At 69.8% G+C, this 23,123-nt stretch carries 20 protein-coding genes; 13 read left to right on the top strand and 7 right to left on the bottom strand.

The features are described from left to right. Positions 1-4 precede the first annotated feature (4 nt). Positions 5-970: an RluA family pseudouridine synthase gene (locus HUA75_RS20645; RefSeq protein ID WP_174457125.1), complete on the bottom strand. Its 966-nt coding sequence runs from the start codon at positions 968-970 to the stop codon at positions 5-7. Beyond that, positions 967-2,112: a serine/threonine-protein kinase gene (locus tag HUA75_RS20640; protein ID WP_174487358.1), complete on the bottom strand. Its 1,146-nt coding sequence runs from the start codon at positions 2,110-2,112 to the stop codon at positions 967-969. The genes HUA75_RS20645 and HUA75_RS20640 overlap by 4 nt, the downstream gene beginning before the upstream one ends. A 130-nt stretch (positions 2,113-2,242) precedes the next feature. On the opposite strand from HUA75_RS20640, the gene HUA75_RS20635 reads away from it, so the two are divergent. Further along, positions 2,243-4,291: a serine/threonine-protein kinase gene (locus tag HUA75_RS20635; protein WP_141644883.1), complete on the top strand. Its 2,049-nt coding sequence runs from the start codon at positions 2,243-2,245 to the stop codon at positions 4,289-4,291. A gap of 75 nt (positions 4,292-4,366) precedes the next feature. Then, positions 4,367-4,654 (top strand): hypothetical protein, encoded by a 288-nt coding sequence (locus HUA75_RS20630; protein ID WP_141644884.1) that lies wholly within the window; start codon positions 4,367-4,369, stop codon positions 4,652-4,654. Between the two features lie 47 nt (positions 4,655-4,701). On the opposite strand, the gene HUA75_RS20625 is transcribed toward HUA75_RS20630, so the two are convergent. From HUA75_RS20625 to HUA75_RS20615, 3 genes are all read right to left on the bottom strand, one after another. Then, positions 4,702-6,840: a putative metal-binding motif-containing protein gene (locus HUA75_RS20625; protein ID WP_174487357.1), complete on the bottom strand. Its 2,139-nt coding sequence runs from the start codon at positions 6,838-6,840 to the stop codon at positions 4,702-4,704. Continuing rightward, positions 6,837-7,661, bottom strand: coding sequence for a tetratricopeptide repeat protein (locus HUA75_RS20620; RefSeq protein ID WP_254627649.1), 825 nt, complete (start codon positions 7,659-7,661; stop codon positions 6,837-6,839). Before HUA75_RS20620 ends, HUA75_RS20625 begins: the two co-directional genes overlap by 4 nt. A gap of 101 nt (positions 7,662-7,762) precedes the next feature. Continuing rightward, positions 7,763-8,770, bottom strand: coding sequence for a YafY family protein (locus tag HUA75_RS20615; protein WP_141644887.1), 1,008 nt, complete (start codon positions 8,768-8,770; stop codon positions 7,763-7,765). Positions 8,771-8,894: 124 nt separating this feature from the next. Between HUA75_RS20615 and HUA75_RS20610 the strand changes: the two genes are divergently transcribed. The 11 genes from HUA75_RS20610 to moaD all read left to right on the top strand — a co-directional run bounded on the left by HUA75_RS20610 (position 8,895) and on the right by moaD (position 19,956). Then, the gene (locus HUA75_RS20610) at positions 8,895-9,854 is read left to right on the top strand and encodes an SDR family oxidoreductase (protein WP_174487355.1); all 960 of its coding nucleotides are present in this window, start codon (positions 8,895-8,897) and stop codon (positions 9,852-9,854) included. 165 nt (positions 9,855-10,019) lie between these two features. After that, entirely contained in the window at positions 10,020-10,811 is a 792-nt protein-coding gene (gene uppS / locus HUA75_RS20605) for a polyprenyl diphosphate synthase (protein WP_141644889.1), read from the top strand. After that, positions 10,808-11,638, top strand: a complete 831-nt coding sequence (locus tag HUA75_RS20600; RefSeq protein WP_174454882.1) for a phosphatidate cytidylyltransferase — start codon at positions 10,808-10,810, stop codon at positions 11,636-11,638. The genes uppS and HUA75_RS20600 overlap by 4 nt, the downstream gene beginning before the upstream one ends. An 84-nt stretch (positions 11,639-11,722) precedes the next feature. Continuing rightward, positions 11,723-13,360 (top strand): RIP metalloprotease RseP, encoded by a 1,638-nt coding sequence (rseP, locus tag HUA75_RS20595; RefSeq protein ID WP_174487354.1) that lies wholly within the window; start codon positions 11,723-11,725, stop codon positions 13,358-13,360. Positions 13,361-13,367: 7 nt separating this feature from the next. After that, entirely contained in the window at positions 13,368-13,850 is a 483-nt protein-coding gene (locus tag HUA75_RS20590) for a septal ring lytic transglycosylase RlpA family protein (RefSeq protein ID WP_141644892.1), read from the top strand. Between the two features lie 9 nt (positions 13,851-13,859). After that, positions 13,860-14,597, top strand: coding sequence for a tRNA (adenosine(37)-N6)-threonylcarbamoyltransferase complex dimerization subunit type 1 TsaB (gene tsaB, locus HUA75_RS20585; protein ID WP_141644893.1), 738 nt, complete (start codon positions 13,860-13,862; stop codon positions 14,595-14,597). A 43-nt stretch (positions 14,598-14,640) separates the two neighbouring features. After that, complete coding sequence (locus HUA75_RS20580; protein WP_174454886.1) at positions 14,641-15,669, top strand: aspartate-semialdehyde dehydrogenase; 1,029 nt, start codon at positions 14,641-14,643, stop codon at positions 15,667-15,669. A gap of 125 nt (positions 15,670-15,794) precedes the next feature. Next, positions 15,795-16,694, top strand: a complete 900-nt coding sequence (locus HUA75_RS20575; RefSeq protein WP_174487353.1) for an MXAN_2561 family MXYO-CTERM-anchored protein — start codon at positions 15,795-15,797, stop codon at positions 16,692-16,694. Then, positions 16,691-17,419, top strand: a complete 729-nt coding sequence (locus tag HUA75_RS20570; RefSeq protein WP_174454888.1) for an MXAN_2562 family outer membrane beta-barrel protein — start codon at positions 16,691-16,693, stop codon at positions 17,417-17,419. The genes HUA75_RS20575 and HUA75_RS20570 overlap by 4 nt, the downstream gene beginning before the upstream one ends. A gap of 6 nt (positions 17,420-17,425) precedes the next feature. Further along, positions 17,426-19,285: a PKD domain-containing protein gene (locus HUA75_RS20565; protein WP_174487352.1), complete on the top strand. Its 1,860-nt coding sequence runs from the start codon at positions 17,426-17,428 to the stop codon at positions 19,283-19,285. Then, positions 19,282-19,956, top strand: coding sequence for a molybdopterin converting factor subunit 1 (moaD, locus tag HUA75_RS47755; protein WP_174487351.1), 675 nt, complete (start codon positions 19,282-19,284; stop codon positions 19,954-19,956). The genes HUA75_RS20565 and moaD overlap by 4 nt, the downstream gene beginning before the upstream one ends. 254 nt (positions 19,957-20,210) lie before the next feature. On the opposite strand, the gene HUA75_RS20555 is transcribed toward moaD, so the two are convergent. Both HUA75_RS20555 and HUA75_RS46835 read right to left on the bottom strand, forming a co-directional pair. Next, the gene (locus HUA75_RS20555) at positions 20,211-20,888 is read right to left on the bottom strand and encodes a hypothetical protein (RefSeq protein ID WP_141645837.1); all 678 of its coding nucleotides are present in this window, start codon (positions 20,886-20,888) and stop codon (positions 20,211-20,213) included. 114 nt (positions 20,889-21,002) lie between these two features. Then, positions 21,003-23,111 carry a site-2 protease family protein gene (locus tag HUA75_RS46835; protein ID WP_174487350.1) on the bottom strand — a complete coding sequence of 703 codons (2,109 nt, stop codon included), beginning with the start codon at positions 23,109-23,111 and terminating at the stop codon, positions 21,003-21,005. Positions 23,112-23,123 lie beyond the last annotated feature (12 nt).

Genomic DNA, 23,123 nt, shown 5'->3' with positions numbered 1-23,123 from the left:
CCCGTCAGCTCGCCGGACTCTCGTCCTCGCGCTCGCCGCGAGGCAGGGGCAAGCCCAGTCGCTCCAGCTCCGCGCGCAGCTCCGGGGGCAGGGGACTCGTTACATGCATCGGCTTCTTCGTCTCCGGATGCGCCAACCCGAGCGCCCGTGCATGGAGGAAGAAGCGCCCCAGCCCTGGCGCCTCGCGCCCGCCGTAGAGCGTGTCGCCGACGATGGGCGCGCCAATGCCCGCCATGTGCGCGCGCACCTGATGCAACACGCCCGTGAGGATGCGCACCTCCACCAGGCTGTACTCGCCCACGCGCGCCAGCACGCGGAATCGCGACACCGCCTCGCGCGCGTCCTCGGCGCCGTGTGGCGCGGGCTCCACCCGGTCCGGGTGACGTGGGTGATGGCGCAGCGGCAGCTCGATGTCGCCCTCGTCCACCAGGGGCCCCGTCACCAGCGCGAGGTAGCGCTTGTCCACCGCGCGCTCACCGAAGGCCGCGCGGACGGCATCCCACGCCGTGCGCGAGCGCGCGGCCACCACCACGCCCGACGTCTCCACGTCCAACCGGTGGCACAGCCCGCCTTCGCGCGGGTCCACCGACGCCTGCGCGCACTCGGGGTAGCGCGCCACCAGCGCGTTGGCCACCGTGCCCGTCTCTCCCGACTGGAGCGGATGCGAGGGCCGGCCCGCGGGCTTGTCCACGAACACCAGCGCGGCGTCCTCGTGCAGCACGACGAGCGGGAACTCCTCGTCGGGCACCGCCTCGCGCGTCTCCTCCTCCACCACCACGGAGATCTGCTGCCCGGCCGTGAGCGTGAGGCCCTTCTTCGCCGCCCGGTGGTTCACCTTCACCGCGCCCGCATCGAAGAGTCGCTTGAGGCGCGCGCGCGACAGGCCCAGCGCCTCGCCCACGAAGAGGTCCACCCGCTGGCCCGCCTTGTCGGCGTCCACGGTGAAGGTGTGCAGCTTGGAGGGATTCACTCGGAAAGAGCCTCGTAGACTTCCTCGGCCGTCTGGAACCGGTCGTCCGGCTCCTTGCGGATGAGGCGGTGGGCCACGCGTGCGAACTGCGGGTCCCCATGAAGGTTCAGCGCCAGCACCGGCGGAGGCTCCGTCTCCAGCACCTGCCGCCACAGCTCGTGCGGCGTCTTCGCATCGAAGGGGGGCCGCCCGCTGAGCAGCTCATAGAGGATGACGCCCAGACTGTACAGGTCCGAGCGCCCATCCAACGGCTCCCCGAGAATCTGCTCGGGCGCCATGTAGCGGTACGTGCCCACCAGCTTGCCCGCCTCGGTAATCGCCACGTCGTCCGCGAGGAACTTGGCCAGCCCGAAGTCCATCAGCCGCACCTGCCGGTCCTCGTCCACCATGACGTTGGACGGCTTCAAGTCCCGGTGCACCAGCCCATGCCCGTGGATGTAGGCCAGCGCCTCGCACAGTTGGAGCATGGTGTCCTTCAGCCGCCCCATGCGCTCGGGACGGTTGAGGTCCTCCTCGCGCGGCGCCCGGCCGTCGTCCACCGGCTTGCGAGCCGCGGGCGGGGGCAGGTCGAAGCCCTCCATCGAGTCATCCGAGCCGGAGCCCGAGGCCAGCTCGTCTTCGCCTTCCCCCGCGCCGTAGGGGTCCAGGTCCTCGCTGGGAGGCTCCTCGTTGAAGGCGTCCATGCTGAAGAGCCCCTCCGCCGCGGGGCGGGCGTCACCCGCGGCGTCGGCGTTGGAGATGCTGTCGCTGCCAGGGCCGAAGTCCTCGTCCGCGGTGCGCCGCACCGTCAACAGGCCGCGCGGCGTGGTGCCGCTGATGGGCGACAGCAGGTCGTCCCCTCGGATGTCCAGGTAGTGGCGCAGCGTGAGCCCTTCAATCAGCTCCATGGCCAGGTAGGGCCAGCCCTGATGGACCCCCGCCTCGAAGACCTTCACCACGTTGGGATGGGACAGGTCCGCCAGCGTCTCGAATTCGCGCGCGAGTCGTCGCGCCGCCCGTTCGTCCAGCGCGGGGCCGGCCGACAGCAGCTTGAGCGCGACTTCGTCGTTGCTGCGGCGGTCCAGGGCCCGGTACACGGTGCCGGCCCCGCCGCTGCCGAGCGTCTCCAGGACGCGGTAGGGACCGATGACCTTCGGGGGCATGCGTGCGCGGATCCTACGGACGGCGTCGCGTCACGGTCAAACTTGATGATGCCTGGTTGCACGGTCCTGGGCAGAACACTCGGGCAGGCATTTCACTTTTCCAGGGAAACCTGGGAGAACCCTTCATCAAATGCAAGTCGGGAAGTATCAACTCGTCCGGAAGCTTGCCTCGGGGGGCATGGCGGAGGTCTTCCTCGCCAAGGCCGCGGGCCCCATGGGCTTCGAGAAGACGCTCGTCCTGAAGCGGATCCTCCCGCACCTGGCGGAGGACCCAGCGTTCGTGGAGATGTTCCTGGGGGAGGCGCGGCTGGCCGCGCAGCTGGAGCACCCGAACATCGTCCAGATTTTCGACTTCGGCGAGGCGGACGGCAGCTACTTCCTGGCGATGGAGTTCATCGACGGGCCCACGCTGCGGCGGCTGGTGAAGCGCGCGGCGGAGCAGCCCCTGCCGCCGATGATGTGCGCGAAGCTGGTGTCGCTCGCGGCGGAGGGCCTGTCCTTCGCGCACGACTTCTGTGATCCGGCGACTGGAGAGCCCCTGGGGCTCATCCACCGCGACGTGAGTCCGGACAACATCCTGGTGTCGCGGCAGGGCGCGGTGAAGGTGGTGGACTTCGGCGTGGCGAAAGTCGCGGGGCAGGGGCACCGCACGCAGACGGGCGTGGTGAAGGGGAAGGTGGCGTACATGCCACCGGAGCAGCTCCGGACGAAGCCGCTGGACCGGCGGGTGGACGTGTACGCGCTGGGGGTGGTGCTGTACGAGCTCCTGACGGGCAAGCGTCCCTTCGACGCGACGACCGAGGCGAGCACGATGCAGGCCATCCTGTTCGAGCCGTTCATCCCCGTGGTGGAGCGCCGGCCGGATGTGCCGGTGGCGCTCCAGAAGATTCTGGACCTGGCGCTCGCGAAGGAGCGGGACACCCGCTACGCGGACTGCCGCGCGCTCCAGGCGGACCTGGAGCGCTACCTGCTGTCGTCGGGTGAGTCCGTGGGGGCGTACCAGCTCGCGCAGTTCGTGGCGAAGCTGGTGGCGGAGGGTATGTCGGGGCCGGTGGTGGCCTCGCCCGCGGCGATGGGAGGTGCGACGCCCGCGAAGCCCGGGAGCACGCCGAAGTCCATGGCGGCGCCTCCAGAGGCGAAGGGGCCTCCGCCTCCGCCCGTGGACTCGACGTCTCCCACGACGCCCATGCCGCTGTCGGTGCGGGGGATGATTGCGGAGGGACGTCCGCAGCCCGTCTCGAATGAGGGCGGCAAGGGCTCGGACGCTCCGGAGCGTGCGGCGAAGGCGGCGGGGGCGCGACGCAAGCCGGCCTCCCGTCCGATGCTGCCGGCGCAGGGTGGGGTGGCCTCCGAGGCTCGAAGCGCGGGTGAGGGCTGGAACGCTTCGGGCATCGCCGCGGTGACAGCGCCCGCGGGGCCGTCGGGGGAGTCCGAGCGGGATGCGGAGGAGCGCGTCCCGACGAATGGCGGCGGGGCGGACGAGGACGCCATCTCCACGGGCGCGCAGGTGCGTGCCCCCAAGGCGAGCAAGGCCTCGACGGGACTCCTCGCCGTGCTCGTGGGTGGAGCGGTGCTCGTGCTCGGCGGCGTGGCGGTGGTGGCCACTCGGGGCGAGCAACCCATTGTCGTGGTGCCTCCTCCTCTTCCCTTGGGGAAGAGGCCGGAGGCGAAGCGTCCGTCGACGGTGGAGCCGCCCAAGCCTTCCACCGCGCAGGAGCGGGTCGCGGGCGGGGATGCCCCGCCGGCGGGACAGGCGCCGCAAGTGGCGGTGATGAAGGCGGAGCCTCCGCCCACCGCGCCGGTACCGTCACCGAAGGGGGTGACCGCGACGCCCGTGGAGAAAGCGCCGCCGGCTGTCGTGTCCGCTGCTGGCGGCACTTCCGCCGCGCCAGTACCCGTGTTGCCCGAGGTGAAACCTGTCGCGAAGGCCGCGCCGCCACCGCGCCCGCGCGCGAAGGTCGTGGCCACGGGCATATTGGAGTTCCGCATCCGCCCCTATGCGACGGTCGTGGTGGACGGAGACAGCCTCGGGCAGACGCCGGTGGACCCCATCTCGCTGCCCGAAGGCAAGCACACCATCCGGCTCATCAATACCGCGCTGGGCAAGGACGAGACATTCACATACGAGGTGAAGGCGAGGCAGAAGAACATCTTCAAGCACAACTTCCACACGGAGTAGGCGCGTCTTGCCCGTGGCCTGAAAGTGGCCTGGGCGGATGCGCGGTGTCGGAATGAAATTGTAGGCTTTGAGCCCATGCACCTTGCAGAGAAATGGCTTTACGGGCTGGTTGGCGGCAGCGGGGCTTTGCTGCTCGTGTTCTTCCTCCGCGCGATCGAGCTTGAAAGTCGCGGCGTCAGTGGCGGCCCGGAGTGGGGGGTGTTTGCCTTCCCCGCGGCCTCGATGATTCCCGCCTCCGGGCTGCTCTGGCTGTTCTTCGGGCACAAGCTGGAGAATCACAAGCTGTGGATCATCGTGTCCACGCCGCTCCTGTTCGTGCTCACGGTGGTGGCCGCGGGCGTTCTCGTGCCTGTCTCCTACTGACCAGTCCGCGCCGAGCGCCCGGGCTCATTCACAACCCGGGGCCGCACTCAAGGCCATGCGGGCCAGTGGAGGATGCGGCCACTGGTGCCCACGACCCAGAGGTCGTCGGGGCCGGTGCCCGTGATGTCATTGAGGCGGATGCCTCCCGTGGAATGGACCTGCTGCCAGGTCTGCCCATTGTAACGGTAGACGTGTCCGCTCTTGCAGGTCGCATAGGCGGACCCCGCGCCAAAGGCGATGACCGAGGTCAGGTCGTGCGTGGTGGGAAAGGACAGCCGGGTCCACTGACCCAGGTGCCACCGCAGGACGGTGCCTGTGTCTCCCACCGCGAAGGCCAGCCTGGCGTTCGCCACCCAGACACCCCGGAGCGTGTCGAGGTCGGGTGCGACGTCCTCGACGGCCTCGGTATCCCACTCGCCGGAACTTCGGTTGTAGCGATAGATACGCGCGTCCGTCGCGGGGCCTCCCACGATGAAGACGGTGTCCGCCGTCGCTCCATGCACGTCGTAGACATAGTGAAAGTTGTTGTTGATGGGGTTGTAGGTCGGTGTTCCGGTGCCGTTCCAGGTGAAGGCCGCGCCCTCGTCCGAGGCCAGGCTGTCGGTCGCTCCATAGAGCGTGAGCACGTTGTTGTTCCGCACTCCCACCAGGCCGTGGACCCACAGGTTGTCGTTCTGGACCTGGACGCAATTCGACGCCGAGGAGTCCTGGCGGGCCTTCCTCCCGTCGACGGAGCCGAGCCACGCGCGACCGGTGGTCGGGTCCGCCCAGACGCTGGTCCACGCGGCGTCCGTCATGCCGCAGCCAAAGTCGGAGAGGACCGTGAACGTCACCTGCCCGGGGGTCAGCCTTGCTCGAAAGTTCTCGTCGCCGCCCACCCAGACCCCGCCGCGAGTCCAGGAGGAGGCGGAGATCCATGTCTGGCTGGTGGAGGCCACCGTCTGCCCGGCCCAGGTGGGAGTGAGTCCTCCCGGGCACTGGGTCGGGCCTTCCTTCTGACCGTCGCAGTCGTTGTCCAGGTCGTCACACAGCTCCGGCGCGCCAGGATGGGTGAGGGGGTTCCCATCGTCGCAGTCGCCGGTGTTGCTGACGTAGTCGCCCGCGGGGTGCACGCAGGAGCGGATGGCTCCGGAGGTCTGGCCAGAGCCGTCGCCATCCTCGTCCAGGTACCAGGCCGGGACGGACTGCGTGGCCCCGCAGACGAGAGTGGTGCCACTTGTGTCGCATTGGAGTTGTCCCGTGCACTGCGTCGCAGAATCCGTGCACGTCGAGCCGAGCCCGGGGAAACCCTCGTCGAGGATTGCATCGCAGTCGTTGTCGACTCCGTCGCAGCGCTCCAGAGCGCCCGGATAGATGCTGGCGTTCGTGTCATCACAGTCATCCGGGGGGGCGGTGACGTAGCCGGCTGGCACCACGTCACAGAAGGTCGTCGGGGTGACTCCCTTCTGTCCATGTCCATCTCGGTCCTGGTCCAGGTAGGCCAACCGCGCGGAGGGACTGTCGCAGGAGAGGCGTTGGTCCGTCACGTCGCAGCGGTAGACACCCTGGCACCCCGCGCTGAGCGTGCACTGACCTCCCAGGTTGAAGTGCGCCTCATCGTTGATTCCGTCGCAGTTGTCGTCCTGCGCGTTGCACCGCTCCGCCGCGCCGGGGTTGATGTCACTCTGGTCATCCTGGCAATCCGTTCCGCCGTTGACGCGACTGACATAGCCATCCCGATCCGCGTCCTGGGCCTCGATGCGGAGCGTGGCGGGGACCCCCCTGTTGTTGGCCACCGTGACGCTCGCGAGGTTGATCCCCACCGCGACTCCCTCGCAGCTCTGCTCGAAGGCTCTTGCCTCCACTTCCACGGTGGGTCCCCAACCTTTGGGTGGAGAGACGACGACTCGAAGATTGAAGCCGGGCCCTGCGCCGATCAGGACGTCCCTGAAGGTTTGTGAGACCTCCTTCCCGCTGCCCGCGTCCCGGGCACGGACGAGCACGCAGCGAGGGCTGAATTCCACGAGGGCTACCGTGAGGTGGATGCTTCGACATGCGGTGCCACCGCCGAGCACCGCATTGGCCGGTTGACCGTCGAAAGCGGTCTCGAGGTCAAGATGGCCGTCGCAGTCCGGATACAGCTCATCCAGGTCTGGCACTGTGCAGGCCGTGGCGAACAGCAGGCACAAGAGGGCAGGGCGCATCATGGATGCACCTCCTCGTTCTCGGGCTCGGAGCCGGTGAAGTAGGTGATGACCGCCCCCGCGACCGAGGTGACCGCGACGCCGAACAGGACATTCGCGGCGAGTGCCTGTCCCCGGGCCGAGTCCAGATGCCCTCGCTGTGCGTCGACCTGCGTGGCCTCGCGGGCATTCTGGATGTTCCCCCGGGAGCGAAGTCCGAAGTAGCTCCCGACTCCGCCCGCCGCGAGCCCGGCCCCCGCGAGGACCATCGAGATGGGACGGAGCCTGGACAGCGCTCCGTTCGGAGGCGCCATTCGCAACTCCGCGGCCTCCTCCTCCGGGTGGACTGGAACCAGCGCGACCTCGGGGACTTCCTGGATGGGACGCTCCAGGTTGTCCGAGTGGGGCACCTTCGGCTCCGGCATGGCGGTGGCACCGGTGCTGCCCGCGTTCGGGGGCGCATTCCGCGCAAGGTCCCGCGACACTTCCCGGCGCACGTTCTCGAAGTCCCGTTGCACCTTGGGGGACACCTTCACGGGAAGCGACGCCAGGGGACGCAGCGTCAATCCCTGCCGGAAGGCGACGAGGGACTTCTGTCGCTGGCCGAGGTCCGCCAGCACCAGACCTTCATAGAGCAACGCGTCGGCTCGCTCATCCTCGGTCCTCGCCAGGGCCTTGGCATCCGAGAGCGCGAGCAATGCCTGTTCGTACTCCAGTTCCTCGTACAGTCGTGCCGCGTCACGCAGGCGCTCCTGAAAGGCATCAGGCGCTGTCGCAATCCGCGTCGCCCGCGAGACGACCGGCTGCGCCGAGGCCGCTCCCGCGAGGGCCAGGGTGAGGCTCATCAATGGTGGGAGGACCCTGATGAATCTCTGGAATGCGGACTTATCCATGCATGGCCACGCTAGCATGACTTCCGGCGAGAGGGCCGGGTCGACGCAAGGCCTTACGAAGGCCGCGGGCGGGGTATTGCAGGCGCGTCTGTCGATGTGTCCGGATGCGCCGCGAGAAGCCCTGTCGCCAGGGCAATCATTCGGGTTCGCAGTGACGCGGGCTCCACCACCTCGAAGCCACCGCCCACCTCACAGAGCTGGCCCAGCGCGATGGCCTCCCGCTCGAAGTCCACGACGACAGTCTTTCGGCCGTCCGCCACCTGCCCTGAGTCGAATCGTGGCGCCTCCGTGGACGGACGAATCCGGCGCAAGGTCGCCTCCGCGTCCGCCGTCAGCCGCAGCGTCACCTCGTACCGCGCTCCCTTTTCCGCGAAGCGCGCGCACCACTCCCGCCAGAACGAGGGCAAATCGAAGCGCGCGGGCCGCTCGAAGGACTCTCCCCGCTGCCGGACACCTTCGATGCGCGAGCCCCGGTACACACGCGGGCCCTTCTCCGTCCCGGCGACCAGGTACCAGCGGTCCGCCTTGAGCACGAGCGCATACGGGTCCACCGTGCGCCGGCTCTGCTTCCCATCGAAGTCCCGGTACGTCAGCGAAACCTTCCGGTTCTGCCACGCCGCCTCGCGCAGCACCTCCAGGTGGGGCACCGACTCCCGCTCCGTGAACCAGCCGGAGGCATCCACGTGCAGCCGCTGCCGTGCGTACTCCATCGCGGGCTGCTGCAACACGGGCAGCGCCGCCGCCAGCTTCACCAACCCGCTGCTCAGGGGCGCGGACAGGCCCAGGTCGCTCAGTCCCCCCGGTGTGGCGCTCATCGCCGCCAGCGCTTGCAGCTCCGTGCGCGTCAGCCCCGTGAGCTGCGTCTTCCACCCATCGAGCAGCGCGACGCCTCCCGCGGACCCGCGCGTCGCGTACACCGGCACGCCCGAAGCAGACAGCGCGTCGAGGTCCCGGTGGATGGTGCGCTCGGAGACCTGGAGTTCGCGCGCGAGCTCTCCCGCCGTCCGCTTCGGACGGGTCTGCAACAACATCATCAGGCTGACGAGTCGGTCGGCACGCATGTCGGAAATCCCACCGCGCACTGTACGCGGGCCATCATGACAGGGGATGTCATGATTGCCTCCGTAAGGTGTTCCCATCACCGGCCATCCGCACCCCACCTCCGCCGGTCCGAGGAGAGACACCATGAAGAAGCCACTCGAAGGACGCATCGCCCTGGTCGCGGGAGCCACGCGGGGCGCGGGCAGGGGCATCGCGACCCGGCTCGGCGAGGCCGGCGCCACCGTGTACTGCACGGGCCGCAGCGTGCGCGGCCGTCCCGCCTCTGGCTCCAAGCGCCCGGAGGTCCTCGAGGAGACCGCGGAGCAGGTCACCGCGCTGGGGGGCCACGGCATCGCCGTCCGATGCGACCACACCGTCACGGAGGAGGTCGCCGCCCTCTGCGCGCGCATCCAGAAGGAGCAGGGGCGGCTCGACATCCTGGTGAATGACATCTGGGGCTGCGACGCCATCTCCGAGCTCGGCGTTCCCTTCTGGAAGCAATCTCCCGAGCACGCGCGCACCGTGTTGGAGCGCGCCGTGCTCACCCACATCCTCACCAGCCGCCACGCTGTTCCGCTCATGCTCGGGCAGGAGCGGGGCCTCGTCGTCGAAATCACCGACGGCGACCACTTCGGCTACCGAGGCAGCGTCATCTACGACGTCGCGAAGATGAGCGTCATCCGGCTCGCGTTCGCCATGTCGCGAGATTTGCGTCGCACCCGCGTCACCGCGCTCGCCGTGACGCCCGGCTTCCTGCGCTCCGAGGAGATGCTGGAGGGCTTCGGCGTCACCGAGGCCAACTGGCGCGACGGCGCGAAAGTGGAGCCGGACTTCATCGCCTCCGAGTCACCGTCCTACGTCGGCCGCGCCGTCGCCGCGCTCGCCGCGGACCCGAACGTCGCCACCAAGGCCGGCACCGTCCACAGCTCCTGGGCCCTGGCCCGCGAGTACGGCTTCACCGACCTGGACGGCTCCCAGCCCCACTGGGACGAGTACTTCGAGCGCACCTACCGCACGCCCTACCGCGTCGCCGACGCCACCGCCTACGCGTCCTGGCACAACAGCCCCATCGAGATTGCCCGCCCCAACTGGCCCGTCGACTGAATCCGTCCTTCCGCCCGCACCCGGGCCGGGCCCACCCGGGCCTACATGGTCTGGGAGTCCTGGGCCGCTCGCACCGAGCGGGCGACCGACCAGGGGCCTCGGGCGACGGTTGGGCCACGCGCTCGTGGACGTGGCCCCTCTGCGCCGGTAGGGTGCGCGGCTCGAATGGAACGCCCCCTAGTGGTTTCCGCCCTCGAAAATCAGGTCAAGGCCCGGCCCGTGCCGCGCCACGTGGGCATCATCATGGATGGCAACGGTCGGTGGGCGGAGTCGCGGGGTCTGGACCGACTTGAGGGCCACCGCGAAGGGAGCTCCAGTGTGCGGGAGGTGACCCGCACCGCCCGCCGCGTGGGCATCCAGGCCCTGACCCTCTACGCCTTTTCCTCACAGAACTGGGCCCGCCCCGCGGAGGAGGTCGCCGGGCTGATGGACCTCTTGCGCGACTACCTGGAGCGCGAGCGGGCCGAAATCCTCGACAACGGCATCCGCCTGAACGCGGTGGGTGACGTGGGGCGCCTGCCCCGCTTCGTGCGGGAGCCGTTGGACCGGCTCATCGCCGACTCGGCGCACAACACCGGCATGGTGCTGTCGCTGGCGCTGTCCTACGGCGGCCGGGAGGAAATCCTCCACGCCGCCAGTCGGATGGCGGAGGCCATCTCCCGGGGCGAGCTGTTGGCGGGCCGGGTGGAAGAGGCCGACTTCGAGTCCTTCCTGTGGACGAACGGGCTGCCCCCGCTGGACCTGGTGGTGCGCACCAGCGGCGAGCAGCGCGTGTCCAACTTCCTGCTCTGGCAGATGGCGTACGCGGAACTGTGCTTCACCGACGCCCTCTGGCCGGACTTCCGCACCGATGAGTTTCTCCGCTGCGTGTCTCAGTACCAGCAGCGAGAGCGGCGCTTCGGTCTCACTTCCGCCCAAGTCAAGCGGGAGGACACCCCCCAGCGGGCCAAGGCGTGAACGACAAGAACAAGAACCTCGTCGTGCGCATCGTGACGGCGCTGACGCTCCTGCCGCTCGTGGTGTTGCTGCTCTTCCTCGGCGGCGTGTGGAGCGCGGGCCTGTTGGGCCTCGCCGCCGCCGCGTGCGTGGGGGAGTACTATCTCATCGTCCAGAAGCGGCTGAACGCGGCCGCCTGGGTGGGCATGGCCTTCGCCGCGGTGATGCCGTTCCTGCCGCTCAAGGACGCGGCGCGCACGGGAGAGACGGCCTTCTGGCTCACCGTCGTCTTCTCGTTCTTCGCGTGGATATTCCACCTGTTCAAGGGCCCGCTCGCGGAGGCCCCCACGCGCACGGCGCACCTGGTCAACGGCTTCCTGTACGGCGCCGTGGGCCTCACCGCCCTGTCCGCGCTGCGGCTGCTGCCGGACCATGGGCTGGCGTGGGTCATCTGCGCGCTGACGATTACGTGGGCCAACGACACCGCCGCGTACTTCTTCGGCCGCTTCCTGGGGCGCCACAAGCTGTACCCCGAGGTGAGCCCCAACAAGACGTGGGAGGGCTTCTTCGGCGGCATGCTCGGCTCGGTGGGCGGCATGTTCATCGCCCGGGGCTTCTTCTTCCCCGTGTTCACCGTGTGGGACTGCGTGCTGCTGGGCATCGCCGGCGGCCTGTTGGGTCCCGTGGGTGACTTGTGCGAGTCCATGCTGAAGCGCGCGTACGGGGTGAAGGACTCGGGTTTCCTCATCCCCGGGCACGGTGGGGTGCTGGACCGCATCGACGCTTTGCTCTTCAACGCCCCCCTGGTGTTCGTCTACGTGCAGTTCGTGCGCGGCCTGCTTCCGTAGAATCGTGAGATTTCGCTCGCCCGCCTGGCTGGCGGGCCCGGATGTGCGTTGTCCGTCCGGGGGCTCACGATTACTGTTGCCGCCATGCCCTCACTTCAGAACCTGGGGTTCTTCATCCTCCTGCTTGGCGTGCTCGTGACAGTGCACGAGCTTGGCCATTTCCTCGTGGCGAAAGCCTGCGGGGTGAAGGTCCTCAAGTTCTCCATCGGCTTCGGGCCCAAGCTCATCGGCTTCGTGAAGGGCGAGACGGAGTATCAAATCGCCATCCTGCCCCTGGGCGGCTTCGTGAAGATGGCGGGCGACCTGCCCCATGAAGAACTGAGCCCCGAGGAAGCCAGGCGCGGCTTCCTGGCGCAGCCCCCCTGGAAGCGCGGCCTCATCGTCCTGGCGGGGCCGGCCTTCAACCTCATCTTTCCCGTCATCGTCTATTTCTTCGTGTTCCTCGGCCCGCACCAGGCCACGTCCACCCTGGTGGGGTACGTGGAGCCCGGAATGCCCGCCGCCGCCGCCGGCATGCGCCCTGGAGACCGGGTGCTGTCCGTGGAGGGCGAGTCGGTGCGCACCTTCGACGACATGCGGGACACCTTCGTCGGGCGCTTCGAGCGGCCGATTCCCATCGTCGTGGAGCGCGATGGCCAGCCGGTGACGTTGACGGTGAAGCCCATCAAGAACACGGAGACGTCGCCCATCGACACGGTGGAGCGGGGCCTCATCGGCGTGCTGCCGCTGGCCAAGCCGCCCCTGGTGGGCGTGCCTCCGGGGTCCGTGGCGGAGGCCGCGGGCCTGCGGACGTTCGACCGCGTGCTGAGCGTCAACGGGACGAACGTTCCGGACGAGGCGCGGCTGTACCAGGAGTTGGGCCGGCGCCCGGAAGGGGAGCCGCTCAAGGTCGTCGTGCGGCGCATGGACACCGTGGCGGCGGGTGTGGTGCAGGGTCAGGTGGCCCGCGTGGCGGAGGTGACGGTGCCCCGTCAGCCCGGTGCGGGCCTGGCGGCGCTGGGCGCGGAGCCGGCGGACCAATATGTCGCGACGGTGGTGCCCGGCAGCGCGGCGGAGAAGGCCGGGCTCAAGCAGGGTGACCGCATCGTCTCGCTGGACGGCGAGGTGCTCCCATCCTTCCGGATGCTGGAGGTGAAGCTCAGCGGGGCGGAGGCGAAGCCCTTCACGCTGACGTGGCGGAGCACGGACGGCGAGCACACCGAGAAGCTCTCGCAGGCCCCGCTGATGGCGGAGGACGGCATGGGGCAGCAGCTCACGAAGCTCTCCCTGGGCGCGCGCGGGTGGACGCTCGTGGACGCGGACGTGGCCCGGGCGGACGAGGTGACGGTGCACCTGGGCCCGGCCGCGGCGCTGAAGCAGGCGGCCATCGTGGTGCCGAAAATCGTGGGGCAGATGGTGAAGGTGCTCGGGGGGCTGGTCACCCGCGACGTGCCGCTGAGCACGGTGGGCGGCCCCATCATGATGTACCAGCTGGCGGCCCGGAGCGCCGAGCAGGGGCTCGACTCCTTCCTCAACCTGATGGCCATCATCTCCATCAACCTGGGCGTGATGAACCTGCTGCCCATCCCCGTGCTGGATGGCTTCGCGCTGCTGTCCGCCGCGTGGGAGGGCATCCGCCGTCGCCCCATCCCCGTGCGCGTGCGCGAGGCCGCCAACATGGTGGGCCTGGCGCTGCTCATCCTGCTGATGCTCCTGGTCTTCACCAACGACATCACCCGCTAGAGGTCCCATGCGCGCGAGCACCTTCGTCATCTTGCTGGCGCTGGGCATCTCCACCGGGTGCGCATCGCGCGCGGCGAAGCCGGACTCGCGTGAGGACTCCAGCCCGGAGCCGTCCTCGCCCCGGGTGACGAAGCGCGAGCAGATGCCTCGCTCCTACGTGGGCGAGGGGCTGGCCTCGTTCTACGGCCCGGGGCTGCACGGCCGTCCCACCGCGAGCGGGGAGCGCTTCAACCAGAACGAGCTCACCGCCGCGCACCGCAAGGAGCGCTTTGGCGCGTGCCTGCGCGTGGTGAACATGGAGAACGGCCGCGCCGTGCAGGTGCGCGTGAATGACCGGGGGCCGTACGTGGATGGACGCATCATCGACGTCTCGAAGGCCGCCGCCTCCAAGCTGGGCATGCTGGACAAGGGCGTGGTGCGCGTGCGGCTGTACCGCTGCAAGGACGCCGTGTCGGAGATTCCCCGCGCAATGTGGGCCGCGCCGGTGTAGGGAGCGCCCATGTTCCTCTCGCTGGACACCTCCACGCTGACGATGTCGCTCGCCCTGGTGGAGCGCGGGCCGGAGGGGGCCGTGCGCGCGGTGGAGCACTCCGTGGTGCGTCCTCCCGTGAAGCAGAGCGAGGCGCTGCCCGGTGTCGTCGGTGAGCTGCTGGACCGCCATGGCGTCAAGCTGGCGGATTTGGAGGGCCTCATCGTGGGCCTGGGCCCGGGCTCCTTCACGGGGCTGCGCATCGGCCTGGCCACGGTGAAGTCGCTGGCGTACGCGGCGAACCTCAAGGTCGCGGGCGCGTCCTCGTTGGCGGCCGTGGCGCTGGAGGGCCCGGAGGACGTGCCGCTCTACTGCCTGGCCGTGGCGCGCAAGGACGACCTGTACCTGGGCGCGTATGTTCGGCGCGGCGCGACGGTGGAGGCGCTGGAGCCGGAGACGGCCATGTCGCCCAAGGACGTGGCCGCGCGCATGGCCGCGGAGCCGCGGGCGGTGGCGCTGGGGCCGGCGCTGGTGGACTACCGCGCGGCGCTGGTGTCGCACGGCGTGGCGGCGGAGCGGCTCCTGACGGGGCCGGACTTTCCCTCGGCGGTGGAGCTGACGCGGCTGGCACGCATGCCGGAGACGTTTTCGCTCGAGGCCCTCTTCGCCATGGAGCCGCACTACGTGCGGGCCTCCGAGCCGGAGCGAAACCCCAAGTTCCCTCCGCTGCCGGGGCCTGCGCCCACGGCGCGGTTGAAGGACGACTGAAGCGTCCAGCGCTCACGCGCTCGGGCGATGCAAAGGACGCGCGATGAACGAGAATCTCAAGATTGCCGTGGTGGGCGCCACGGGTGTGGTGGGCCGTGAGGTGTTGGCCGCGCTGTACGCGCGCGACGTGCCCGCGGAGCAGGTGCGCGCCTTCGGCTCCGAGCGCTCGAAGGGGCTGGAGGTGGAGTACGGCGAGGATTCGCTGGAGGTGGAGCGCGCCGTTCCGGAGGCCTTCAAGGGCATGGGGCTGGTGTTGCTGGCCACGCCCGCGGAGGCGTCTCGCACGCTGGCTCCGGCCGCTCAGGCCGCGGGCGCGTGGGTGGTGGATGTCAGCTCCGCCTTCCGGTCCGACGGCAACGTCCCGCTGGTGCTGCCGGGCTTCAACACGGAGCTCTTGGGCGCGACGATGAAGGGGCGCCTGGTGTGCCTGCCGAGCGCGGTGACGACGGCGTCGGTGCATGTGATGGAGCCCCTGCGCCGGGCCTTCGGCGTGGTGCGCGCGCAGGTGACGGCGATGATGAGCGTGTCCAGCGCTGGCGTGCGCGGCGTGGCGGAGCTGGAGAAGCAGACCGCGGATTTGATGTCCGGGCGCGAGCCGGACCCGAGCGCCTTCCCGCACCGGGTGGGCTTCAACCTGGTGCCCCAGGTGGGCGGCTTCATGGTGGGCTCCCCGTGGACGGAGGAGGAGGGCGGCTGGACGCTGGAGGCCGCGCGGCTGTTCGCGACGCGGGGCGACGCGCCCGTGCTCGCCGGCACCGCAGTGCAGGTGCCCAGCTTCTACGGCCACGGCCTCACCCTCAACGTGCAGCTGAAGAAGGCGGGCCCGGTGGAGCAGGTGCGCGCGGCCCTGAAGACGTCACCCGCCCTCAAGGTGCTGGACACCCCCGGTGAGCGCATCTACCCCATGCCCATGCTCGTCACGTCGGACCCCACGGTGCACGTGGGCCGGGTGCGCGCCTTCCCCCAGGCCCCCGAGTGGGTGACGCTCTTCGCCGCCGTGGACAACGCCACCCGGGGCGCCGCCCTCAACCTGGTGGAGGCCGGCCTGAAGCTGGCTGAACGCCCCGTCTGACAAATTGGCACGCCGGCCGCGGCCGCCCTGCCTGTTTGGCTCGCCGGAGCGGCCCGCGAGGGCCAGAAGTAGGCCTGCGGGAACGATTTCAACGTGGCCTCCCGCTTGCTAGCTTCCGGCTACCCATGCGCCTCACATTCGCCGTGCTCCTGCTCTTCGCGTCGACCGCCCTGGGGCAGACCGTGACGTTCTCCGGCTCGGTCATCGTCGACAACGACATCGTCGTCTCCAAGGCCAACTGCGCCGATCGCAGGTCCGTCTCCTGGTCGCGGACGGGGACCCTCGCTTGCAGTCCGCTCGTCTTCTGGTTGTCGGACGGCAACTGTTCGGGGGAACCGGGCGAGGGGGACAAGGAAATCTTGGAAATCGCCGAGGGGAACACCGCCACTACGTCCGGCACGCTCGAGCTGCGCATGAGTGATGCGCTCGCCGCGGGTGGCCTCACGTGTGAAACCCAGACGGCGGACAAGACCTACAGGCTCTGTGCGACGGTGGAGAAGCAGGACTCGCTTGGGGCCTGCGACAGTACGACCTCCAGCGTGGGCTCGCCGAGCGTCAACTTCATCCTGGACCCGACCTCTCCCCTGGCGCCGGCACTGCCGGGCGTGACGGGCCTGGACAGCGCGCTGAGTGTCAGCGTGACGGTGCCCAGCGACACGACGAGCATGCTGGTGGAGGTGGTGGAGCTGGTGCCAGGGGATGGGGATGGCGGGACGGCCACCGCGGGCGAGGTGGTGCGCTCGAAGACGCAGACGTCCGACAACACGGTGTTCCGGATGGATGAGCTGGAGAACGACAAGGAGTACGGCGTGCGTGCCTTCGCCTTCGACAAGGCGGGCAATCAGAGCCCGGCGTCGCCTCTGGCGACTGGCTCGCCGATTCCGAGCGATGGTTTCTTCGCGGCGTATCACGCGGCGGGTGGTGCGGAGACGGGCGGGTGTGGGGCGGGCGGGGGTGGCCTCGCGCTGGGCGCCGTGGTGGCGGCCCTGGGGTTCTGGATGACGTCGAGGAGGAAGCTGTCATGAGTCGGGCATGGGCCGTGAGTGTGGCCATGATGGTTGCCGCGCTGCCGGCGTGGGCGCAGGACGTCGGAGTGGTTTCGACCGAGCAGATGGAGTCGTCGCGCAGCGGCGGCATCATCATCCGGGTGGGCGGCTACAAGCCGCTCTTGGATGACGAGAAGGCGCTCAACGGGAATACGCCCTACGAGGACACGTTCGGTGACGCATCGCTGTTGCTCGTCGAGTTGGAGCTGCAGCGCTACTTCTACCAGGGCATCGGCACCGCGGGCGTGGGTGTGTCTGCGGGCTACGGGGAGAAGTACGCGGCCGCGAAGCTCGCGGGCGGAGGCAACGCGGCGGAGCAGACGGCGCTGAAGGTGGTGCCGCTGGCGTTCAACCTCTTCTACAAGTTCGACTACGCGGCCTTCGAGTGGGGAGTCCCCCTGGTGCCGTACGGCAAGCTGGGGCTCATCTACACGCCGTGGTGGGTGACGAAGGGCAGCGACACCGAGACGGCGGACGGCATCACCGCCAGCGGTGGCAAGTGGGGCTGGGGCGCGACGGGCGGGGTGGCCTTCCTGCTGGACGTGCTGCAGCCGCGCTTCGCGCGCGACTTCGACTCGGGGCTGGGCATCAACCACAGCTACCTGTTCGCCGAGTACACCTACGCGGATGTGGACAATTTCGGCAAGCCGGGCTTCGTGCTCTCCAGCCGGCGCTGGATGTTCGGACTCGCGCTGGACTATTAGCGGCGGATGCCGCTTTTTCCGCGCTCCTCCCGCTCGTTCGTCGCGCACTTTCTCTTGATGGTCGCCGTGGGGCCCTGGGCCTCCGGCTGCCGGCGCGTCGTCCGGGCGGACCTGGGCGCGGACCGTACGGTGGAGGCGGGCGTTCCCGTGGAGTTGGGCTCGGGCGAGGCGGGGGCGCAGGCCCTCACCTGGGAGCCCGGTGACGGGACGCCTTCACGGACGGGCTCCCGGCTGTCGCATGCCTTCGCCCGCGCGGGCACGTTCACCGTTCGCGCGCTGCATGAGGGCCAGGAGGTCGGCAGCGTGCGACTCACGGTGGTGCCGCGCCCGTTGCTGCGCGCGGTGCCCTCGGATGCGCGGTCGCTGCTGTGGGTGCCCAGGCTTCAGGGCAACGTGGAGCCGCTGGTGGACTTCTACGAGCGGCTCGTCGGTCCCGATGAGGCCGAGCAGGTGCTGCGGGAGGCTCCGCTGGTGTCGCTCGTGCTGAACAGCCTGACGAGTGGCACGAGTGTCGTGGACCCGGAGGAGGGCTTTGGACTGTTCCTGCTGCCCGGGTTCGACGGCGTGGTGGCGCTGCTGGGCGTGACGGAGCCCGACGCGGCGCTCGCGGCGGTGGCGAAGGAGTTGGAGGCGGTGGGCCACCAGGTGACCGCCACGGAGGATGGCGCCATGCGCGTGACGCCCCTGGACTCCGGCGAGCCGATGCTGCTGTTTGTCGACCGGGGCTATCTGTACCTCGCGATTCCGGACGCGGCGGACGAGGACGTGGTGCCTGGGGAGGGCGAGCCCGTTGAGGTGCTGGCTCAGGAGGAGGCGCCGGCGGTGGTGGGCGATGTCGAGGTGGCGCGCCGCGCGGTGCTGGGGCTGTCCGGTGAGGGGCTCTCCGAGTCCGCGCTGCTGACGGAGCTGCGGCCGAAGGTGGCCGAAGGCAATGTCTACCTGTACTCGGGCGCGTTGCAGCGGGCCGAGGACGCGGAGGAGGCGGGGCCGGTTCGCGGGTTCTTCGCGTCGCTGACGGTGCAGCCGGAGCGGCTGGTGTTGGATGGCTTCCTGTCGTCCACTCGGCCGCTGCTACAGGGGGCGGATGCTCCCGCGTCGGCGTTGCTGGCGGACAGCGCGCTGGGGCCGGTGGCGGCCGCGCAGCTTTCCGTGCCGCCCGAAGAGCTGGCGAAGCTGGCGTTCGGTGCTCCGGGCTCACCGCACCGGGAGCGCACCGTGGAGCGCTGGCGCGCGCGGGGGCTGGACGCGGAGGCGCTGCTGAAGGCGCTGCGCGGCGACGTGGCCATGCTGGTGTACTTCGATGCGCCCGGGTTCCTGCGGAGCTTCGTGCAGAAGCAGCGGCCGGAGCCCAAGGGCACGGTGCTGATCGACGCGGGACTTACGTCCGCGGAGCCGGTGCTGCGGCTGCTCGATGCGCGGCTGCAGGGCACGTCGCTGCGCTTCAGCGCGGAGAAAGTCCCGGGAGGCAAGCTCTACCGGACCCTGATGTGGGGCTATCCGGTGCAGCTCAAGGTGGGTCCGGAGCGGGCCACGCTCGTCGCGGGAGAGTCGCTGGACGGCCGGCCGCGCGGCGACGTGGGGCGCGCGCTGCGCGAGCGCTTCGGGGGCGAGACGTTTGGTGCCGGGCACATGTCGGTGATGGCGGACCTGGGCCAACTGCGCGCGGACCTGGAGGCGCAGGAGTCGGTGCCTGGGGTGTCGGCGGAGCGGCTCGCGTCGGCCCAGGCGCTCGTCAAGGCGGTGATGGAGGGTGTCACGCCGCTGGACTCGGCCTTCCTGGACTTCTCGCTCGCCGAAGGGGGCGCCCGACTCAAGGGAAGCCTGCGGCTTCGCGAGGACGCTCGGACGGGACGAGGCTGGCAGTGAGCGCGGGTGGCGCCGTCACCGTGCTGTACTTCGCCGCCGCTCGTGAGCGGACGGGACGGGCGCGCGAGTCGCTCAACGTGCCCGAGGGCGCGACGGTGCGAGACGTGCTCCGGTTGCTCGCGACGGCGCACCCGGGGTTGGAGCCGTTGCTGCCGCACCTGCGGGTGGCGGTGGACCAGGAGTTCGTGAGCGCCGAGGCACCGGTGCGACAGGGCGCGGAGGTCGCGTTGATTCCTCCGGTGGCGGGTGGCTCGCCTGGGTTGTTCCAGGTGGTGGACCGTCCGCTGCGGTTGGAGGACGTGGTGGAGGCGGTGGGCGGCGAGGCGTACGGCGGGCTGGTGACGTTCAGCGGCTCGGTGCGCAACCAGACGAAGGGACGTCGCGTGCTGCGGCTGGAGTACGAGGCCTACGCGCCCATGGCGGAGAAGAAGCTGGCGGAGATTGGGGGGGAGGCCACGGCGCTGTGGCCGGGCGTGCGGCTGGCGATTGTCCACCGCGTGGGCACGCTGGTGCCCGGAGAGCTGGCGGTGGTCATCGCCGCCGCGGCCCCGCATCGCAAGGAGGCGTTCCGGGGCTGCGAGCACGCCATCGAACGACTCAAGCAGGACGTGCCCATCTGGAAGAAGGAGTTCTTCGAGGACGGCGAGGTCTGGGTCGGACTGGGGCCGTGACGCCGCACAGGTCCCAGATGAGTCCCAACTGTTCGAGCCCGCGAAGCGCGAGGTACACCAGGTCCACTTCCCACCACGCGACGCGCTGACGGACCCGGCCCGCGCGGTGGTGATGGTTGTTGTGGAATTCGCCCAGCGAGAGCACAGCGTAGAGCAGGTTGTTGTGGCTGTTGTCTCGAGTGTCGAAGCGGCGGGGGCCTCGACTCAGGCTCGGGCCGCGCGGGCGCCCGGGCCCGTCCGCGCGCATGGAGGCCTCAGCGCGAGCGGAAGGTCGCGGGGATGTGGACCTCCTCCGGGCCTCCATCGGTCTGCTGCTGCGAGCGCTCCGCATCGGTGATGGGCCGCATGGGCGTGTCCAGGCCCATCTGCTTGCGACGCGCGGCTTCCTTGTCGGCCGCCAGTTGCAGCGCGCGTGCGTTGGATTCGGCCGCGCGTTGTGGCGTGGGGCCCGCGAGCAGGAAGCCCACTGGAAGGCTCAGGAAGAGCAGGCCGACGATGAGCAGCCAGCCCATGTCCTTCCACTGGAGGGGGCCGACGCGCTCCTTCACGACGGAGCCCTGGACGAGCAGCGAGAGCTGGCCTTCCGTCAGCCGCAGCGTCATTCCGTCCGCGAGGGCCACGGAGGTCCGGCCCTGGTCCTTCACGAGCTGATTGGCTGGGACGGAGGTGAAGGCGTCGCCGCGTGCCTTGTGCTCCACATGGACGTTGGGCGGCAGGTGGATGCGCCAGCCGCGTCCGGTGCGCTCGGCCATGAGGAAGGGCTCCTCTGGCAGCGTGAAGCCGTAGAGGGGCAGGGGCGCCTTTTCATCGGGCGCGGCATGCACCTTCGCCTGCTCGGGCCCGTAGCTCCAGGCATCCGCGAGGTTCTCGCCCCAGTACAGCTCGAAATACAGCCCGCCGTCCGCCTTGGTGCTCATCTCGCGTACAAGCATATGCGTCCTGCTGCCTCTCGGCCGCGTCATCGGGCGCGGAAGCCCACCGGTGGACACGAAACGTCCGCCCGCCTACCCGACAACCAAGGGAGGGCAGGGGTTCCCCCGGGCAAATCACCTCGAGGGTGTACTCGGCCCAGCTGGCGAGGTGGGGCCCGGTGTGTTCGGCCCGTTCTTCGCGGGTTCGGTGGGTCCAACGGGGACAGCGGTGGTGGGGGCGCTCGGCCCGTTTCTGGCGGATGCACTCGGTGCACCTGCTCCAGTGCCAGTGGGCGGCACTTGACCTGCCGTTCCCGAGACAGGAGGCGCCTTCGGTCCACCCGTTCCCGCGATACCCGGCGCGCTCGTTCCACCTGTGCCGGTGACAGCAGGTGACAGGGGCCCACCGGTTCCAGCGACAGCAGGAGGTGTTGAACCACTCGTTCCTGTGGCGGCAGGCGGAACCGTTCCACTCGCTCCGGTGCCAACAGGTGCCGCAGTCCCGTTGCTTCCATTTGCAGCAGGTGGTGCTGAGCCGCTCTTTCCCGCTGCGGCAGGCGGAATCGTTCCACTCGCTCCGGTGCCAACAGGCGCTGCGGGCCCACCGTTTCCAGTGACAGCAGGAGCACCTGCTCCACCCGCACCAGTACCAGCGGGCGTCACAGTGCCACCGGCTCCCGAGATAGCAGGTGCAGTTGTTCCGGCTGTCCCGGTACCCGCGGGCGCCGCAGTCACACCGGTTCCAGCGACAGCAGGCGCAATCGCTCCACCTGTCCCGGTACCAGCAGGCGCCACAGTCCCACCGTTGCCAGTGACAGCGGGAGCAATCGCTCCACCTGTCCCGGTACCAGCAGGCGCCACAGTTCCACCGGCTCCCGCGACAGCAGGAGCAATCGCTCCACCCGCACCGGTAACGGCAGGCACCACCGTCCCACCGGCTCCCGCGACAGCAGGAGCAATCGCTCCACCTTCCCCGGTACCAGTGGGCGCCACAATCCCACCGGCTCCCGCGACAGCAGGAGCAATCGCGCCACCTGCACCGGTAACAGCCGGAGGCACGGGACCCGTCGCAGGCGCCACGGGCCCACTGGCTCCAGCAACAGGAGGAGCAGTCGGTCCACCTGGACCCGACGGAGGCGTCGAGCCGGCGACCGTGGGCATTCCCGTTCCAGGTGTCGCGGGAGTCCCCGCTGCCGTCTGCGTCCCCCACCTGAATCGCTCGGGAAGCGCGCCCCGAATCTCGGCCGCCGCCACCGCGACGATGGCCACCGAAATCGCGAGGAAGCCCACCGTCTGCGCCACGGTCTCCACGCGCGGCGGCAGCTTGCGACCGCTCGCCACTTCAATCATCAGCAACAACACCCGCCCACCATCCAACCCGGGAACCGGCAACAGCGTCAGCAACGCCAACGCCATCGATGCGGCCACCAGGGCCCGCAGCACCGAGTCCACACCCGAGGACGCCGCGTCCGACGACTCCTGCCGCACCAGCGCGCCGGGCCCCGTCGGTCCTCCATGCGGCTGGCCACCTCGCACCAGCCGCAGGAGCATCGTCCCACCCTCCGACGCGAGGTTCATCGTGTGGACGAACGCATGGCCCAGCGCCTCGCCCGGCGCATGCGAGCGGTAGACGTACTGTTGGCTCACGCCGATGCGGCCCTCGCCCCGCTCATCCGCGCGGGGACGCACGCTCACCACGCGCGTCTCGCCGTGCCGATTCACCCGCAGCTCCAGCGTGCGGCCCACCCCCACCGCCACCTTCTCCACGAACTCCGTCCAGGTGCGCAGCGGCTGCCCATCCACCGTGTCGATGCGGTCTCCCGGAAGCAGTTGTGCCCGCGCCGCCTCCGAGCCGGGCCGCACCGTGCCCACCGTCAGCGGCACCACCACGTGCGTGCCCGACGTGTACAGCGCGAAGAGGACGCCCAACGCGAAGAGGTAGTTGGCCAGCGGCCCCGCCAGGATGATGAGCGCGCGCCGCACCGGCCCCATGGCCCGGAAACTGACGGCCTCCGCCGCGTCCGCGCGGTGCGGATTCATCCCCTGGATATGCACCGTGGCGCCCAGGGGCACCGCGCCCACGACGAACTGCGTCCCTCCCAACCGGAAGGACGCCATCGGAGGGCCGAACCCGAAGACGAAGCGAGGCACCCGCACGCCGAGCAGCCGCGCGGCGACGAGGTGCCCCAACTCGTGCAGGGCCAACAGCGCCCCAAGGGCGAGCAGGACGAGCGCGTAGTGCATCCCGGAAGGCCG

It is taken from the genome of Myxococcus sp. CA040A (assembly GCF_013336725.1).
GTDB classification, from domain to species: Bacteria; Myxococcota; Myxococcia; order Myxococcales; family Myxococcaceae; genus Myxococcus; species Myxococcus llanfairpwllgwyngyllgogerychwyrndrobwllllantysiliogogogochensis.
The sequence above is the reverse complement of the archived record's forward strand: the minus strand, read 5'-3'. Positions and strand labels throughout refer to the sequence as shown.

Bases quoted from the DNA above. Each gene is read 5' to 3' on its own strand.
- HUA75_RS20640 (WP_174487358.1), bottom strand. From the start codon at position 2,112: ATGCCCCCGAAGGTCATCGGTCCCTACCGCGTCCTGGAGACGCTCGGC.
- HUA75_RS20635 (WP_141644883.1), top strand. From the start codon at position 2,243: ATGCAAGTCGGGAAGTATCAACTCGTCCGGAAGCTTGCCTCGGGGGGC.
- HUA75_RS20630 (WP_141644884.1), top strand. From the start codon at position 4,367: ATGCACCTTGCAGAGAAATGGCTTTACGGGCTGGTTGGCGGCAGCGGG.
- HUA75_RS20625 (WP_174487357.1), bottom strand. From the start codon at position 6,840: ATGATGCGCCCTGCCCTCTTGTGCCTGCTGTTCGCCACGGCCTGCACA.
- HUA75_RS20620 (WP_254627649.1), bottom strand. From the start codon at position 7,661: ATGAGCCTCACCCTGGCCCTCGCGGGAGCGGCCTCGGCGCAGCCGGTC.
- HUA75_RS20615 (WP_141644887.1), bottom strand. From the start codon at position 8,770: ATGCGTGCCGACCGACTCGTCAGCCTGATGATGTTGTTGCAGACCCGT.
- HUA75_RS20610 (WP_174487355.1), top strand. From the start codon at position 8,895: ATGAAGAAGCCACTCGAAGGACGCATCGCCCTGGTCGCGGGAGCCACG.
- uppS (WP_141644889.1), top strand. From the start codon at position 10,020: ATGGAACGCCCCCTAGTGGTTTCCGCCCTCGAAAATCAGGTCAAGGCC.
- rseP (WP_174487354.1), top strand. From the start codon at position 11,723: ATGCCCTCACTTCAGAACCTGGGGTTCTTCATCCTCCTGCTTGGCGTG.
- HUA75_RS20590 (WP_141644892.1), top strand. From the start codon at position 13,368: ATGCGCGCGAGCACCTTCGTCATCTTGCTGGCGCTGGGCATCTCCACC.
- tsaB (WP_141644893.1), top strand. From the start codon at position 13,860: ATGTTCCTCTCGCTGGACACCTCCACGCTGACGATGTCGCTCGCCCTG.
- HUA75_RS20580 (WP_174454886.1), top strand. From the start codon at position 14,641: ATGAACGAGAATCTCAAGATTGCCGTGGTGGGCGCCACGGGTGTGGTG.
- HUA75_RS20575 (WP_174487353.1), top strand. From the start codon at position 15,795: ATGCGCCTCACATTCGCCGTGCTCCTGCTCTTCGCGTCGACCGCCCTG.
- HUA75_RS20570 (WP_174454888.1), top strand. From the start codon at position 16,691: ATGAGTCGGGCATGGGCCGTGAGTGTGGCCATGATGGTTGCCGCGCTG.
- HUA75_RS20565 (WP_174487352.1), top strand. From the start codon at position 17,426: ATGCCGCTTTTTCCGCGCTCCTCCCGCTCGTTCGTCGCGCACTTTCTC.
- HUA75_RS20555 (WP_141645837.1), bottom strand. From the start codon at position 20,888: ATGCTTGTACGCGAGATGAGCACCAAGGCGGACGGCGGGCTGTATTTC.
- HUA75_RS46835 (WP_174487350.1), bottom strand. From the start codon at position 23,111: ATGCACTACGCGCTCGTCCTGCTCGCCCTTGGGGCGCTGTTGGCCCTG.